The sequence below is a fragment of the Nodosilinea sp. FACHB-131 genome (assembly GCF_014695395.1).
Classification (GTDB): Bacteria; Cyanobacteriota; Cyanobacteriia; order Phormidesmidales; family Phormidesmidaceae; genus Nodosilinea.
Genome location: NZ_JACJOF010000030.1, coordinates 65,904 through 79,590, shown reverse-complemented (window position 1 = coordinate 79,590; position 13,687 = coordinate 65,904). Strand labels below are relative to the sequence as shown.

Annotated in this window: 11 protein-coding genes; 2 read left to right on the top strand and 9 right to left on the bottom strand. The window is 58.4% G+C overall.

Translation table 11 applies throughout. The annotated features are described in order from the left end of the window. Nucleotides 1-8: 8 nt before the first annotated feature. The gene (locus H6F75_RS21010) at nucleotides 9-1,910 is read right to left on the bottom strand and encodes a serine/threonine-protein kinase (protein WP_190754403.1); all 1,902 of its coding nucleotides are present in this window, start codon (nucleotides 1,908-1,910) and stop codon (nucleotides 9-11) included. A 337-nt stretch (nucleotides 1,911-2,247) separates the two neighbouring features. On the opposite strand from H6F75_RS21010, the gene H6F75_RS21005 reads away from it, so the two are divergent. Together H6F75_RS21005 and H6F75_RS21000 are read left to right on the top strand one after the other, a co-directional pair. Then, entirely contained in the window at nucleotides 2,248-3,900 is a 1,653-nt protein-coding gene (locus H6F75_RS21005) for a YcjF family protein (protein WP_190754402.1), read from the top strand. 35 nt (nucleotides 3,901-3,935) lie between these two features. Beyond that, nucleotides 3,936-5,309, top strand: coding sequence for a GTP-binding protein (locus H6F75_RS21000; protein ID WP_190754401.1), 1,374 nt, complete (start codon nucleotides 3,936-3,938; stop codon nucleotides 5,307-5,309). 111 nt (nucleotides 5,310-5,420) lie between these two features. On the opposite strand, the gene H6F75_RS20995 is transcribed toward H6F75_RS21000, so the two are convergent. The 8 genes from H6F75_RS20995 to urtA all read right to left on the bottom strand — a co-directional run bounded on the left by H6F75_RS20995 (nucleotide 5,421) and on the right by urtA (nucleotide 13,625). Then, nucleotides 5,421-5,924: a hypothetical protein gene (locus H6F75_RS20995; protein WP_190754400.1), complete on the bottom strand. Its 504-nt coding sequence runs from the start codon at nucleotides 5,922-5,924 to the stop codon at nucleotides 5,421-5,423. 115 nt (nucleotides 5,925-6,039) lie between these two features. Further along, nucleotides 6,040-6,654 (bottom strand): cupin domain-containing protein, encoded by a 615-nt coding sequence (locus H6F75_RS20990; protein WP_190754399.1) that lies wholly within the window; start codon nucleotides 6,652-6,654, stop codon nucleotides 6,040-6,042. Between the two features lie 98 nt (nucleotides 6,655-6,752). After that, entirely contained in the window at nucleotides 6,753-7,043 is a 291-nt protein-coding gene (locus H6F75_RS20985) for a hypothetical protein (RefSeq protein WP_190754398.1), read from the bottom strand. A gap of 344 nt (nucleotides 7,044-7,387) precedes the next feature. Further along, nucleotides 7,388-8,140: an urea ABC transporter ATP-binding subunit UrtE gene (urtE, locus tag H6F75_RS20980; protein WP_199304045.1), complete on the bottom strand. Its 753-nt coding sequence runs from the start codon at nucleotides 8,138-8,140 to the stop codon at nucleotides 7,388-7,390. Nucleotides 8,141-8,258: 118 nt separating this feature from the next. Continuing rightward, the gene (gene urtD / locus H6F75_RS20975) at nucleotides 8,259-9,389 is read right to left on the bottom strand and encodes an urea ABC transporter ATP-binding protein UrtD (protein ID WP_190754397.1); all 1,131 of its coding nucleotides are present in this window, start codon (nucleotides 9,387-9,389) and stop codon (nucleotides 8,259-8,261) included. A gap of 180 nt (nucleotides 9,390-9,569) precedes the next feature. Beyond that, nucleotides 9,570-10,742 (bottom strand): urea ABC transporter permease subunit UrtC, encoded by a 1,173-nt coding sequence (urtC, locus tag H6F75_RS20970; RefSeq protein ID WP_190754396.1) that lies wholly within the window; start codon nucleotides 10,740-10,742, stop codon nucleotides 9,570-9,572. Between the two features lie 4 nt (nucleotides 10,743-10,746). Continuing rightward, nucleotides 10,747-11,919, bottom strand: coding sequence for a branched-chain amino acid ABC transporter permease (locus H6F75_RS20965; protein ID WP_190754395.1), 1,173 nt, complete (start codon nucleotides 11,917-11,919; stop codon nucleotides 10,747-10,749). Nucleotides 11,920-12,320: 401 nt separating this feature from the next. Further along, complete coding sequence (gene urtA, locus H6F75_RS20960) at nucleotides 12,321-13,625, bottom strand: urea ABC transporter substrate-binding protein (RefSeq protein WP_190754394.1); 1,305 nt, start codon at nucleotides 13,623-13,625, stop codon at nucleotides 12,321-12,323. Nucleotides 13,626-13,687 lie beyond the last annotated feature (62 nt).

The window sequence follows — 13,687 nt, the reverse complement described above, 5'->3', positions numbered from 1 at the left end:
CATCACCCCTAATTTGCCGATATCGTCAGCACGTAGTTAGACGGACGAGGCGACGACACATCCACAATGTAGTTGCCGCTGCTGGGCAGCTGCCCCTGCCACGACAGCACCCGCGACGCGTCAGGAATCAGCTCGCCATTGGGAAAGCGCACGTCAAGGGTGACGGGACCGCTGACGCTGGGTAGCTCGAGGGCCAACACCTGTCCCTCTTGAGCATTGATGATATAGCGGCGAGAGCGAGCTTCGTTGACCTGGCCCGACACCTGAACGCTAGTTTGCCCGGGCGGAATTCGCACCTGCTGCTCAACCACGTTGGCGTCGGGGTTTGGCCCCGGCTCAGGCTCAGGCTGAGGCTGAGGTTCAACCGGTGGGGGTGACTCAACGCTGGGCTCAGGCTCGGGTTCAGCCGTAGCTTCGGGGTCAGGTTGAGCGCTGAGGCTGACCTCTAGCTCGTAGTCGCTCTGCTCTAGACCCTGAACCGGGCGTAGCTGCACGATGTATTCGCCATCGGCTGGTAGGGTGCCCTGCCAGTTGAGCACGCGCTGGGCCGAGCTGTCGACCGGCTCTCCTTCGGGGGTAAGCACCGTAATCAGCACCCCTTCGCCGGTCATGCGAGCTAAGAGAACCTGGCCAGCGGCGGCGTTGAGGCGGTAGTTAATCGTTTCGTTGCTACGCAGACTGCCCCTGACGGTGCGATCGCTCCCCGGTGCGATCGATAGGTTTTGGCTGTACTCAACTGGGCTGGTTTCGGGGGTGGGCTCAGCGGTGGGTTCGGGAGTCGGTTCGGGCTGTTGGGGGTCAAGAGTGATCTCGGGGCTGGGCACCGGGGTAGGGGCTGGGGTGCGGTTGAGCAGGCTCACCAACGTCCAGCCGCCGAGGCCCGCTAGCAAAGCCAAAATGCCCCCAATCACAGCCACGGCCCAGGGGTTTTCCCACACGGAGGCGGGCTCGGCAACGGGCACCGGGGCCGTGTAGTTGGGGGCCTGGGTCGTCGCACCAACCCTAGTCGGCTGATACTGTCGCCCCACAGCCACCGTTCGCATCTGGGAGGGCGGCGGCACGGTAGCAGTACCAGGCGCTGTGCCCACGGCACCAAGGGCTTGGGCCATTTCACTCACCGATTGGTAGCGATCGCCCGGTCGGTAGCTGGTGGCCTTTCGCAGCACCTGAAGCAGGCCGGGGCTGAGGGTGCTGGGCAAATGCCAGCTGAGGTTGACGTCGTCAAAAATTTCCTGGGGTTCTTTGCCAGTGAGCAGCACGATGGCGGTGACTGCCAGGGCATAGAGGTCGCTGCTGGGGTAGGCCCGGCCCGACTGCATTTGCTCGCTGGGAGCATAGCCCAGCTTGCCCACCGAGGTGGCCTGGCTCAGGGTGCCAGGCGGCTGAATGCGGGTGACGACTTCTTTTACCACCCCAAAGTCGATTAGCACCGGCAGGCTATCGGCCCGGCGCTGCATAACGTTGTCGGGGCTGATATCGCGGTGAATGATGCCCTTGCTGTGAATGTGGGCTAGCACCGGCAAAATCTGCTGCAAAAACTGTCGCACCTCGGCCTCTGAGAAAGCCATGCCCTGCTGAATCCGCTGGTTGAGCAGGTCGCGGTAGGTGACACCGTCGATGTAGTCCTGGACTAGAAACAGGCGCTGATTTTCCTCAAAAATGGCTTGAAATTTGGGAATTTGGGGATGCTCAATGCTGTAGAGAATGGCAGCCTCGCGCTGGAACAGCTGAAGCGCTTTGTCAGAAAACTGCTCGCCCTGCTGAGGTTCGAGTTCTTTAACGGCGCAGCGTTCGTTAAAGCGGCCCAGGTCTTCGGCCAGGTAGGTGCGCCCAAAGCCACCGTGACCCAGCTCTTGCAGCACACGGTAGCGGTTCTGAAGGGTGGTACCAGGGATCAGGGTGGGGTGCATAGATTTGGAACAATTCAGGGCTGAAAATAGGCAGCCAGTCTGCCAGAGCGATCGCTACACCAGTTTACAGTAGGATTACCGACCGCTTCATGGGTACCCTGGGCGGGCATCTACGCCGCCAATGGGGAGGAAGACCCTACTGGAGGAATGCTAACCCCTTTGCAACAATAGTAAAGCGGACACCAAAGTTAGGGCAGGCCGTTCTCCAGGGTTTGAAGCCGGCTGACACAATGCTGGTGGCGATCGCGGTTCCGCCCCCAGCGGGCCAGGGGAAACGGTGGTCGCATCGGGCCGTCATCACCGCTTAATTACAACTTATATAGAAAGGCAGTAGGCCATGGGGCTAGGGTTAACGGGCAAAGACGACATTGCCAGCGATCTCGATACAGAGACTGCGGGTACTAGCGCGGGGGAATTTCTCCCGCAGCTAAAACCGATGCTGGCCCTGCCAGCGCTGCTGAAGCGACCGCTACTGGTAGGCGGCCTGGGTCTTTCTGCCACCTTGGCCCTGCTAGGCAGCACTCACATTAACCCGCTGGACAGCTCGACGTTGCTCAGCGCCATTGCCCTGGGCTCGGGGCTGTGGTGGTGGCGGCGAGGCGTACCTGCGCCAGCGGCCCCCAAGCCCATTGCCCCACCCGTGGTCGATCGCTCTCGAGTTGAGATCGAGCTGGCAACGCTGTTGGCCCTGATCGACACCCTGGCCCGGGAAGCTGAGTCAGCCGGCCAGGTAGCCCAGGTCTCTGCGCCGCTCACCACCTATCGCCAGGAACACCAGGCCCTAGGGGCAGAACTCGATCGCCAGACGTTGCGGGTGGCGATCGCAGGCGAACCCCGCGCCGGCAAAACCACTTTACTCACCCTGCTTACGCCCCCAGCCGACGCAGCCGTTGAGAAAGACGCTGCCCTGAGCTTTGAGGAAATGACCCTGACCGCCACCCCTGACTGGCTCAACTATGACGGCCTGCTGCTGATTACCGACGGCGACATCACTGACAGCGCCCTCACCCTGCTACGGGAGCGCGCGATCGCCGGTCAGGGGGCGGTGCTGGTGTTTAACAAGCACGACCACTACGACGCTGCCGACCAGCAGACGATTTTGACCCAGCTGCAGCAGCGGGTGGCAACCCTGCCCGCCACCGTGCCCGTCGTCACCGCCGCCGCTGCCCCTCGACCCATCAAGGTGCGCCGTCACCAGGCCGACGGAACCTTTACCGAAACTATGGAAACGCCCGCACCTGCGATCGCCGGACTCCAGGCGGCCCTCGATCGCGCCCTAGTGGCTGAACGGTCAACCCTGGTTGCCGCCACGGTGCTGCGCCGCAGCCAGGCCCTGCGCCAGCAGGTGCAAACTGACCTCAACCGCCTGCGCCGCGATCGCGCCCTGCCCCTGATCGACCAGCTTCAGTGGGTGGCTGGAGCCGCTGCCTTTGCCAACCCCGTGCCCACCCTCGATCTGCTGGCCACCGTCGCCATCAACGGCCAGCTCATTCTCGACCTGGGCAAGATCTACGGCTTTAACCTCACCCTCAACGAGGCCAAAACCGCTGCCGGTACCCTGGCCAGCCTGACCGTCAAGCTGGGCCTGGTCGAACTCTCGACCCAGGTGCTCACCGCCGTGCTCAAAAGCCACTTCGCCACCTACCTGGCTGGGGGACTGGTGCAGGGGCTCAGCGCTGCCTACCTCACCCGCATGGCCGGCCTTAGCCTAGTTGACTACTTTGAGCAAGCCGCCCTGGCCGGTACCCCCACCAGCGAATTGTCCTGGGAGGCGATCGCCCAGCGCCTGCAAACCACCGTTCAGCAAAACCGCCAGCTCAGCCTGCTGCAAACCCTGGCCAAACAGGGCATCGACATTCTCAAGCCCACCCCTGCCCAACTCCCCGCCAGCACCGCCCCCCTCGATCTGGAACCGATCGCCCTCGATCCGATCGCCGAAACCATCCCAGCGATCGCCATCCCCCTCGAATCCACCCCACCCAACTCCTAACCCCCTACCCATCCACCCCCTACCCATCCACCCCTATGCCCCCCTCCCCCCTCCTCTCCCGCGCCCGCCAAACCCTCAGCCAGGCCGTTGCTCGCTACTCCACAGCAGTACAGGGCAGTACCAACCCCCACCAGGCGGCAGTGAAGCAGGGTCTGGGTCAGCTCCAGAGCCTCAGCGCCAAGCTGGAGTTGCGCTGTCTGCGGGTAGCGGTGTTTGGATTGGTGAGCCGGGGCAAATCGGCGGTGATCAACGCCTTGGTGGGAGAAAGCATTCTTGAAACTGGCCCGCTGCACGGGGTCACCCGCTGGCCCCGGTCGGTGTACTGGCAGCCCGAGGCTGACAGCGACCTGCCCTGGCAGATCGAGCTGGTGGATACCCCGGGCCTGGATGAGGTTGGGGGCGATATTCGCGCCGACATGGCTCAGACCGTAGCCACTCAGGCCGATTTAATTTTGTTTGTGGTGGCAGGGGAGATTACCCAGCTTGAGTACGATGCTCTGGTAGAGCTACAGCGCGGGCACAAGCCGCTGCTGCTGGTGTTTAACAAGGTCGATCTGTATCCCGAAATTGACCGCCAAGCGGTATATGACACCCTCAATAGTCTGCGGGCTGAGCTAGGCCGAGACACCCCAGGGGCCAAACTGGCTGTAGAAGAGGTCGTCATGGTGGCGGCCAGTCCGGCCCCGCTTCAGGTGCGGGTAGAATGGCCCGATGGTCGCGCCAGCGACGAGTGGGAACCTCAGCCTCCCCAGATTGAGCCGCTGCGCCGGGCGCTATTGGCGATTGTGGGCCAGGATGGCTCGGCTCTGGTAGCCCTCAATGCCCTGCGCCACGCCCGGTCTATTGAGGGCGATTTGGTGGGTCACGTGAGCCGTCTGCACAGCGATCGCGCCGACGAAACCATCTGGCAGTTTGCCAAATACAAAGCCGCCGCCGTGGCCCTCAACCCGATCGCGGGTCTCGACCTGCTAGGCGGCGTGCTGATTGACCTGGTGATGATTCGCACCCTGGCGCGGCTCTACGGCTTTCCGATTACAGGCCACGAGGCGGGGCGGCTGTGGCGGGCAATTCTCAAAAGCTCGGGCACCCTGCTGCTGAGCGAGCTGGGCAGCGGGCTGCTCGGGGCAGGCAAAACCACCGCCGCCCTGGTCACTCTGGTGGATAGCGCCTCGGGGGTAGCTGCTTTAGCGGGGGCAATTACCGCCCAGGCCAGCGCCGCTGGGTACGGGGCCTACACCGTTGGTCAAGCCGCTAAAACTTACCTGGAGCAGGGTTGCACCTGGGGGCCAGAGGGAGTTAGCGCGACCCTGGCAGCCCTGCTCAACGATACCCAAACCTCGGCCACTCTGGCTCGTCTGCGCCAAGAGGTTGAGGCCGATCTGGTAGCGGTTTCAACGCCCCACAGCTAGGCTGCGTGCGATCGCTAAAGGGGTCAAACCCGAGACTCTGCTGGGCTGAAGCCGCCCGGTTCTTAGTCGTCTGGCTTCACTAGAACTGTGCCCATGCTGTTTGAGCAATCTCTAGGGTTGCAATCCCACGGCCTGGATAACCTCATCCCCAGGCTCCAGGGTAACCAGGGCAATGCCGTTTTCATCCAGGGCATTGAACACATCTAGGGTGGTGCCACTGTCGAGGGTGATCAGCAGACGCGTCCAAATCTCAAGCTCGCTGCCGCCGATAGACATCTGCCCGCGGCCCAGGGAGACAGCGGCAATAGTGGCACCGAGAATGGCGTCGAGCACCGCCACCCCTTCCCACAACCAGCGCACCGTTGATCCGCCGAGGGAAAAAGGCAGCACTCGGCCCACCTCAATGGCCAGGTCGTCAAACTTTTGCCAGGAGATCGATAGAGTGGAGCTACCTACGGTCAAAAACAGCGGCAAATCCATCCAGTCGCTCCACCGTTGGTCGTCGTCACACCACATCTGAGCTAGCTCGTAGCCCAAAATGGGCTGACCGATCAGCCCCGAAAATCGATTTTGAATCAGCTGTAGCTTGGCCTCTTTGGTGGTGACGTAGAGCAAGGGATAGCCAATTCAAATTCAATACACTTAAGTCGAGGACAGGCTCCTAGCAGGGCAAAGGTTGTTTGTCCTGCCGATTCAGAAGCTGCCCAACAGAACTGGGTAACAGACAGCACTACGATGACTCTGGCAAGAACTGTAAACCATAGCGGCTAGCGATCGCAGCAACCTGACTGCGATCGAGGGGTTGTTCCTTGGGCAGTTGATCAATCTCAACAAAGAACTGCTCAAATCCGCCGGGGGTCATAGTGTTCATCGCCATGCCAGGCTCAGAGCCAGTGTTGCGAAAGGTGTGGGGAATGTGGGCCGGCAGATGCACAAAATCCCCTGGGTTAGCGACTACGGTTTCGTCGCCAAAGCGAAACTCATAGGTGCCCTTGAGAATGTAAAACAGCTCGTCCTCATGCTCATGCACGTGGAGCGGCGGCCCACCCTCGGGAGGAGTATTGCTAATCACCACCGAGTAAGCCCCGTTGGTTTGCGAACTCATAACTTTGCCCACAATTTCTAGGCCAAAGATCCGCCAAGTGGTGCCAGCATCAGCCCCAACCCAAAAAGGCGCAGCAGCGGTTTCAGGCGGATTGGCACCGGGTGCATCCGCCCAGGTGAGCGAGGATCGACTGCTCAGGATGAGAATAACCAGCGTCATTAGAGCGGCGATCGCAGCCCAGCCCAAGCGTCGCAGCGAAAAGAACCGGCTGCCATCAATCGATCTAAATCTGCTGGTCATAGTGAGTTGCCACCAAAAATATGAGAGATCGATTCTCGATCAATCCTTTATATTTTTAACCCTCGTACCAACCCCCAAATCTAGTTGTCGCTAAATTGTTACCGAAGACTCGCTCTAGCTCCTGAGACATCTTGGTCGACAAGTTCTTGTACGTGGGCAGGCTGTAACCCAAGCCAGCTAATGGTTTGGTCTACACTTGAGCCTTTGTAGTCAGCGATCGCCCGCAGATGGGTCAGGGTAATAGCAGGCGAAGGTTGAGTGAGCCAAGATTTAATCACATGGCGTTCTACACCTAATACGGCTTCTAAGTCTTGTTTCGTGCGGTAGCGAAGTTCTTGATTGAGCCAATCTACTAGAGCCTGAGTATTCCAAGGATAGTAATTTTGCATAATAAAAAGCTCTCAACAGCTATTAGGTTTCAGCATGAAGAAGGGGTTGTGCCGATCATAAAATTCAAAAGTGACAACTTCGTGACTAGAGCAACTGTCGCTATTTCAGCTCAGTGACAAGCAGTCGATCGCACAACTACAGCGATGGCCACTGCACTGACCATCCCTAGCCACTAACCCCCGACAAAAACTGAGCAGCGCACTAGCGTATAGCCATCGGACGCACTGGCGTGGACCGCTGACGGAGGATGAAGCGTTTTCACAGCCGCTATGACAATGGACAAAGGCGTAAACCTTTGCCCAACCAAAATTTTCACGCCTTTGAGATAAACTCCCCGAAGCCGCTACACGGCTAAGAACTCTTGGATGATGTCGTTGGTGAGTTCGCTGGTAGGGCCGTTGGCCACAATGCCACCCCGCTGCATAGCGTAGTAGTAGTCGGCCTGGCGCACAAAGTGCAGGTGCTGTTCTACCAGCAATACTGAAATGCCGGTGGTTCTAATGATCTTTTTCACCGCCGCCTCAATGTCGAGAATGATCGAGGGCTGAATGCCTTCAGTGGGTTCATCTAACACGAGCAGTTTGGGCTGGCCCATGATGGCGCGGGCGATCGCTAGCTGCTGCTGCTGACCACCGCTGAGGTCGCCTCCCATGCGATCGAGCATGGTCTTGAGCACGGGAAATAGCTCATAAATCTCCTCGGGCACTTCTTTCTGCGCCTTACCGCGACTGCCCAAGGCCTCCTGGCCAATTAGCAAATTCTCTCGCACCGTCAGCCGCGGAATCACTTCTCGGCCCTGGGGCACGTAGCCAATGCCCAGCCGCGCCCGGCGATCGGGGGGAAAGCTATTCACCACCTGCCCCTCAAAGCGGATTTCACCCCTGCGCGGTCGCAGCACCCCCATGATGTTTTTGAGCATGGTGGTTTTGCCCACGCCATTGCGGCCAATTAGGCAGACCATTTGCCCCTTAGGAATCGTCATGCTCACATCGCGCAGAATGTGGCTCTCGCCGTAGTAAAAGTTCAGCCCCGAAACCTCAAGCATGGGCGCGGTCATGGGGTCTTGTAAGGCCGGGGTGGGGAGGGTGGTGGTCATGGGGAGTGGGGAGTAAGGGGGTGGGAGGGTGGATGGGTAGGAGAGTGGATGGGGTAGGAGAGTGGGTGATGGGGTGAATAGTAAACTGACTCATTCACCCATCTACTCGTCTACCCATCTACCCCCGCGCAGCCAGTTCCTCTAGGGCGGCAGCTTCTAGGCGGCTGACGGTTTCTGTTGGCAGGCCCAGCAGGTTCAGCAGCTTTTGGTAGACTACCGCCTCGGTTTGATTAATCTGGTTCGAGCTAATCACCTCGTAGCTGAGCATGAGGGCTTCTTCACGCTGAGCTTGGGTGGTGAGCTGAGGTACCAGCTCTTCTAGGGGAATCTCGGTGGCCAGCAGGCTCTTGAGATCGTTCCGCAGCTCGGCCTGCTCTTCGGGGGCGTGGGCAAACTTGCGGCTGAGGCGATCGAGAATTACTGCCTGCTGCACGTCGGCAAAGTTGTCGTCGGCCCAGGCCATAGTGGCGGCAATGCGCAGCAGCAGCATTTGCTCAGGGGTGAGGCCGGTTTCTTTGCCCAGGTAGACCTCAATTACCTTGGGGTCGGTCTGCACCTGGTCCATTGTGCCTTCAAAGAGCACGCTGCCCTGGTGCAGCACGGTAACCTGGCGGGCGATCTGGCGCACAAACTCCATGTCGTGCTCGATTACCACAATGGAGTGGCTTTCGGCTAGCGACATCAGCAGTTTGCCGGTTTGCTCAGTTTCTTCGTCGGTGAGGCCTGCCACTGGCTCATCCACCAGCAGAAGGTCGGGCGACTGGGCCACCAGCATACCGATTTCGAGCCACTGCTTTTCGCCGTGGGAGAGAAGCGCGGCGGGGATGTCGGCTTTGTGGTCGAGGCCAATGGTTTCGAGCAGGCCGCCCACGGTGCGTTTTTCAGCGGGCGGGGCCTTTTTGAACAGTGTGGAGAAGACGTTTTTATTGCGATTGCAGGAGAGATCGAGGTTTTCGCGGGGGGTGAGGTTGAGGTAGACACGGGGGGTTTGAAACTTGCGACCAATGCCCAGGCGAGAGATCTCGTGTTCTTTGTATTTGCGCAGATCTTGACCCTTAAAGTAGGCCGCGCCCTCGGTGGGTTTGGTTTTGCCGCTAATCACGTCTAAGAAGGTGGTTTTACCCGCGCCGTTGGGGCCAATAATCACCCGCAGTTCGCCCTCATCCATGCTGAAGTTGAGGTTGTTGATGGCCTTAAACCCATCGAAACTGACGGTGACGTCTTTGATCTCTAGGACTTTGGTGCTCATTGTGGGTGGATGGGTGGGGGTGGATGGGTAGGGTGGGCACTGCCCACCATTGATCTGTGGCGCTGATCGAGGCTTTTGCTGGGGTGGGTGAGCAATACATACATAAGGGGTTATTGCCTTAACTAAGCTGTGGAAGCCTTAGTTAAATGGTGGGCATTGCCCACCCTACTTTTCAGCAGGCTACTTTTCGGCAAACTCGGGAACAGCTTCAACGACCGAATCGCTATCGCTGGCGTAGGGTACATCTGTGGGAGTGAGACCTAGAGCTGAGCTAACCATAGAGCCAAACTGGCGACGACCCCAGCCAATAATGCCGTCCGGCAAAGCCGTCACCACAATCAGGAACAACGCCCCTTGGAAAAACAGCCACACGTCAGGAAAGCGCTCGCTGAGCAGGCTACGGGCCATGTTCACCAGCACGGCACCCAGCACGGCACCCACCAGAGTGGCACGCCCACCCACGGCTACCCAAATCACCATCTCAATGGAGAAGGCAATATCCATGACCTGGGGAGAGATGATGCCCGATTGAACTGTGTAGAGGGCACCGGCAATGCCTGCGATCGCCCCGGAGACCGCAAACACCAGCACCTTAAACGCCGTCGGGTCATAGCCCGAAAAGCGCACTCGGTTTTCGTCATCGCGAATGGCTACTAGCATGCGGCCAAAGCGCCCACTAGTGAGCCAGCGGCAGAGGGCGTACATGGCAATCAGCGCAATGACGGTGCTGATGTAAAAGAACATCCGCATGCCGTCGCTGCCCACCTGCTGATTCATAAACACCGAGGTGGAAGTTTTCAGACCGTTGGTGCCGTTGATCAGCTTTTGCTGACCATTGAACAGGTTAAAAAACACCACCAGGGCGGCTTGGGTCAAAATCGAGAAGTAGACCCCGCGAATGCGGTTGCGGAACACCAGGTAGCCCAGCAACCCCGCCACGATCGCCGGGATGGTAAAAATCGCCAGCAGCGTAAACGGTAGCGAGTTGAACGGCTGCCAAAACCAGGGCAGCTCCGTCACCCCGTAGAGACCAAAGAACTCCGGCAGTTGCCCCTCGCCCAGGGTGTTTAACTCCAGGTACATGGCAAAGGCATAGCCGCCGAGGCCAAAGAAGATGCCGTGGCCCAGGCTGAGCAGGCCCGTAAAACCCCAGATCAAGTCGATGCCCAGGGCCACAATACCCAGGGCTAAAAAGCGCCCCAGCAGATTCAGCCGAAAGCCCGTCAGCAGCATCGGCATGATCAGAATCAGGATGAGGGCGATCGCAATGACTGCGATCGCCTCAATCATTAACTTGCGCTTTTGGCTGGCCTTGGCGGCCCGGCGCGGCTGAACGGCAATATCTGTAGTCATAGCCCTATAGCTCCACCGAACGGCCCTTCGGCGGGAACAGCCCAGCGGGCCGCACCTGCAAAAAGGCGATAATCAACGCAAACACCATCACCTTGGCCATGCTTGTAGTGGCAAAAAAGGTGAAGAAGTCAACCGCAGGCTTAAAGAATCCTGTCGGCGGAAACAGCAGCGCCACGGTGCCCGACCCGACCAGATAGGTCGTAATGCCAATCACAAGCGCCGCCACAATGCTGCCCACCAGCTTGCCGACTCCGCCCACCACCACCACCATGAAGGCATCGACGATGTAGTTGGCCCCCAGGTTAGGGCCCACTGAACCCAGCAGCGTCACCGCGCACCCGGCTATCCCCGCCAGCCCAGACCCCAGAGCAAACGTAATCGCATCCACCTGTCCGGTGGGAATGCCCAAGCAGGCACTCATGCCTCGATTCTGAGTCACAGAGCGAATCCGCAGTCCCCAGGCCGTGCCGTTGAGGAACCAATAGACTGCCACCAAGCAAAGAATGGTGAGCACAATAATGAACAGTCGGGCGGAGGGAAACTGCAGCGAATCGCCCAGGGTGATGCCCCCCCGCAGCCAGCTGGGCGGCGTGACATCCACGTTGCGGGTGCTAAACCAGGCTCGCGAGAACTTAGCACTGCCAGCGTTGCCAATTAAAATCCAGGCCAGCACTGCGATCGCCGCCGACAGCCCCAAAAACACCGGGTTGGCCCAGGCTTGAATGCGCTCCCAGTCGGTGTAGCGCGTCAGCACCCAGCGACCAACTAAGAACAACACCGCGAAAATGCCCAGGCCAATCACCATCGGCAGGCTGACGCTGCGGATGAACTGAATCAAAATCAGGCTCACCCCCCAGGTGGCCAGCAGCGTTTCCAGGGGACGCCCATAAAGATAGCGAATCACCGTTCGCTCTAGCAGCAAGCCCAGCAAAGCGGCCACCAAAAACGCCAGAGGCAGGGCCGCAAAAATGTACAGATCAGGAGCAATGCCCCCAATGCTTTTGGCCACATTTTGCACCACAAAGGTGGTGTAAGCCCCAAACATCATCAGTTCGCCGTGGGCCAGATTAATGACCCCCATCAAGCCAAATACAATGGCTAAGCCCAACGCCACAATCAATAGCACCGCACCAATGCTAATGCCATTAAAAAGGCCACCAATTAAGCCTTCCAACACAGCCTTTACCGATTTAGGAACAACGCGCTACTTAACAAATGTTGATTGACCCACTGAAAGAACTGGGCACAATCTCAGTGGAATACTAAGGCGCCCCACAGAGAAGAAATGTTCACCTTTTACAGTTTTCGTCTGTTTAGAGATTTGATCTCTAACCCGCTACGTGGGGCTGTTTTACACTTTATATTTTTGAGAGATTAGCTTGACAAAAAAGCCTGGTCGCGACAAAAATTCCGAAGTTCTAAATTGAGAGATCCCGCTTTCTATTGCCTCCACTAAACGGCAAGCATAGGTGCTATCTAAAAATCTAGCCGACCCTATACGAAGAGCGGGGATACAGCTTGCTGCACCCCCACCAAACGACTGTTTGACAGTGCCGCGATCGCGGCTACAGCTTAGCCTTAAACCTCAAACTTGCCGCCCTTAGCGGGGTCAGACCAGTCGCAGGCAAAACCAATGGTGTCGGGCACAAACTGGTTCCAGGGCTCCGGATCAACCGGACCCTCGGTTTCCCAGACAATGTTAAACATGCCGTCATCCATGACTTCCCCAAGCCGCACGGTCTTGGACAGGTGATGGTTGGCGTTCATCGTCACGGAACCTTCGGGTGCCGCCATGCTCTGGCCATAGGCCGCCGCCCGCACCTCAGGAATTTCAAAGGTGCCAGCGGCTTCTACAGCCTGCTTCCACAGATAAACCATGATGTAGGCGGCTTCCATCGGGTCGTTGGTTACCCGGTCGTCGCCAAACTCGGCCTTGAAGTCAGCGACCCACTTTTCGTTTTCGGGAGTTTCAACAGTTTGGAAGTAGTTCCAGGAGGCCAGGTGACCCACCAAAAACTCGGGGCCAATCTGACGAACTTCTTCTTCTGCCACGCTCACCGACATCACAGGATAGAGGTCTGGCCCCATGCCCGCGCCCTGGAGCTGCTTGAAGAAGGCCACGTTGCTGTCACCGTTGAGGCTGTTGAAAATTACGCCGCCGTCGGGCATGGCAGCCTTAATTTTGGTGATGATGGGGGTGACTTCGGTGTTGCCCAAGGGTAGATAGTCTTCACCCAGAGTATTGCCACCCTTAGCCGTCAGCTGTTCTTTGATAATGGTGTTGGCGGTGCGGGGAAAGACGTAGTCAGAACCCACTAGGAAGAAGTCTTTGCCCTTGTTTTCGAGCAGCCAGTCTACCGCCGGTTCGATCTGCTGGTTGGGGGCGGCTCCGGTGTAAAAGATGTTCTTAGAGCACTCTTGGCCCTCGTACTGCACGGGGTACCACAGCATGTGGTCTTTTGACTCGAACACGGGCAGCACGGCCTTACGGCTAGCTGAGGTCCAGCAGCCAAACACAACGGCTACCTGGTCGTCGTCGATCAGCTTCTCGGCTTTGGAAGCAAAGGTAGGCCAGTCAGAGGCGCCATCTTCTGTGATGGCTTCAATTTGCTTGCCTAAGACACCACCAGCCTCGTTAATTTCTTTAATAGCCAGCATTTCAGCATCGACCACAGTGGTTTCACTGATGGCCATGGTGCCGCTGAGGGAGTGCAGAATGCCCACCTTGATAGTTTCGCCATCGGCGGCAGCAGTGTCGGTGCCCGCATCGGTGGAACCGGTATCAGTGGTGGTGCTGCCGCCACAGGCTTTGAGCAGCATAGAGGTGCCGAGGGTCGCAGACCCATACACCAAAAACTTACGTCGATTAAATCGAGTTACCATTCAACCTCGCTCCTGACTCTTTAATGGAAGACTGTCTGATCGAGAAATTACGTAGACCGTCA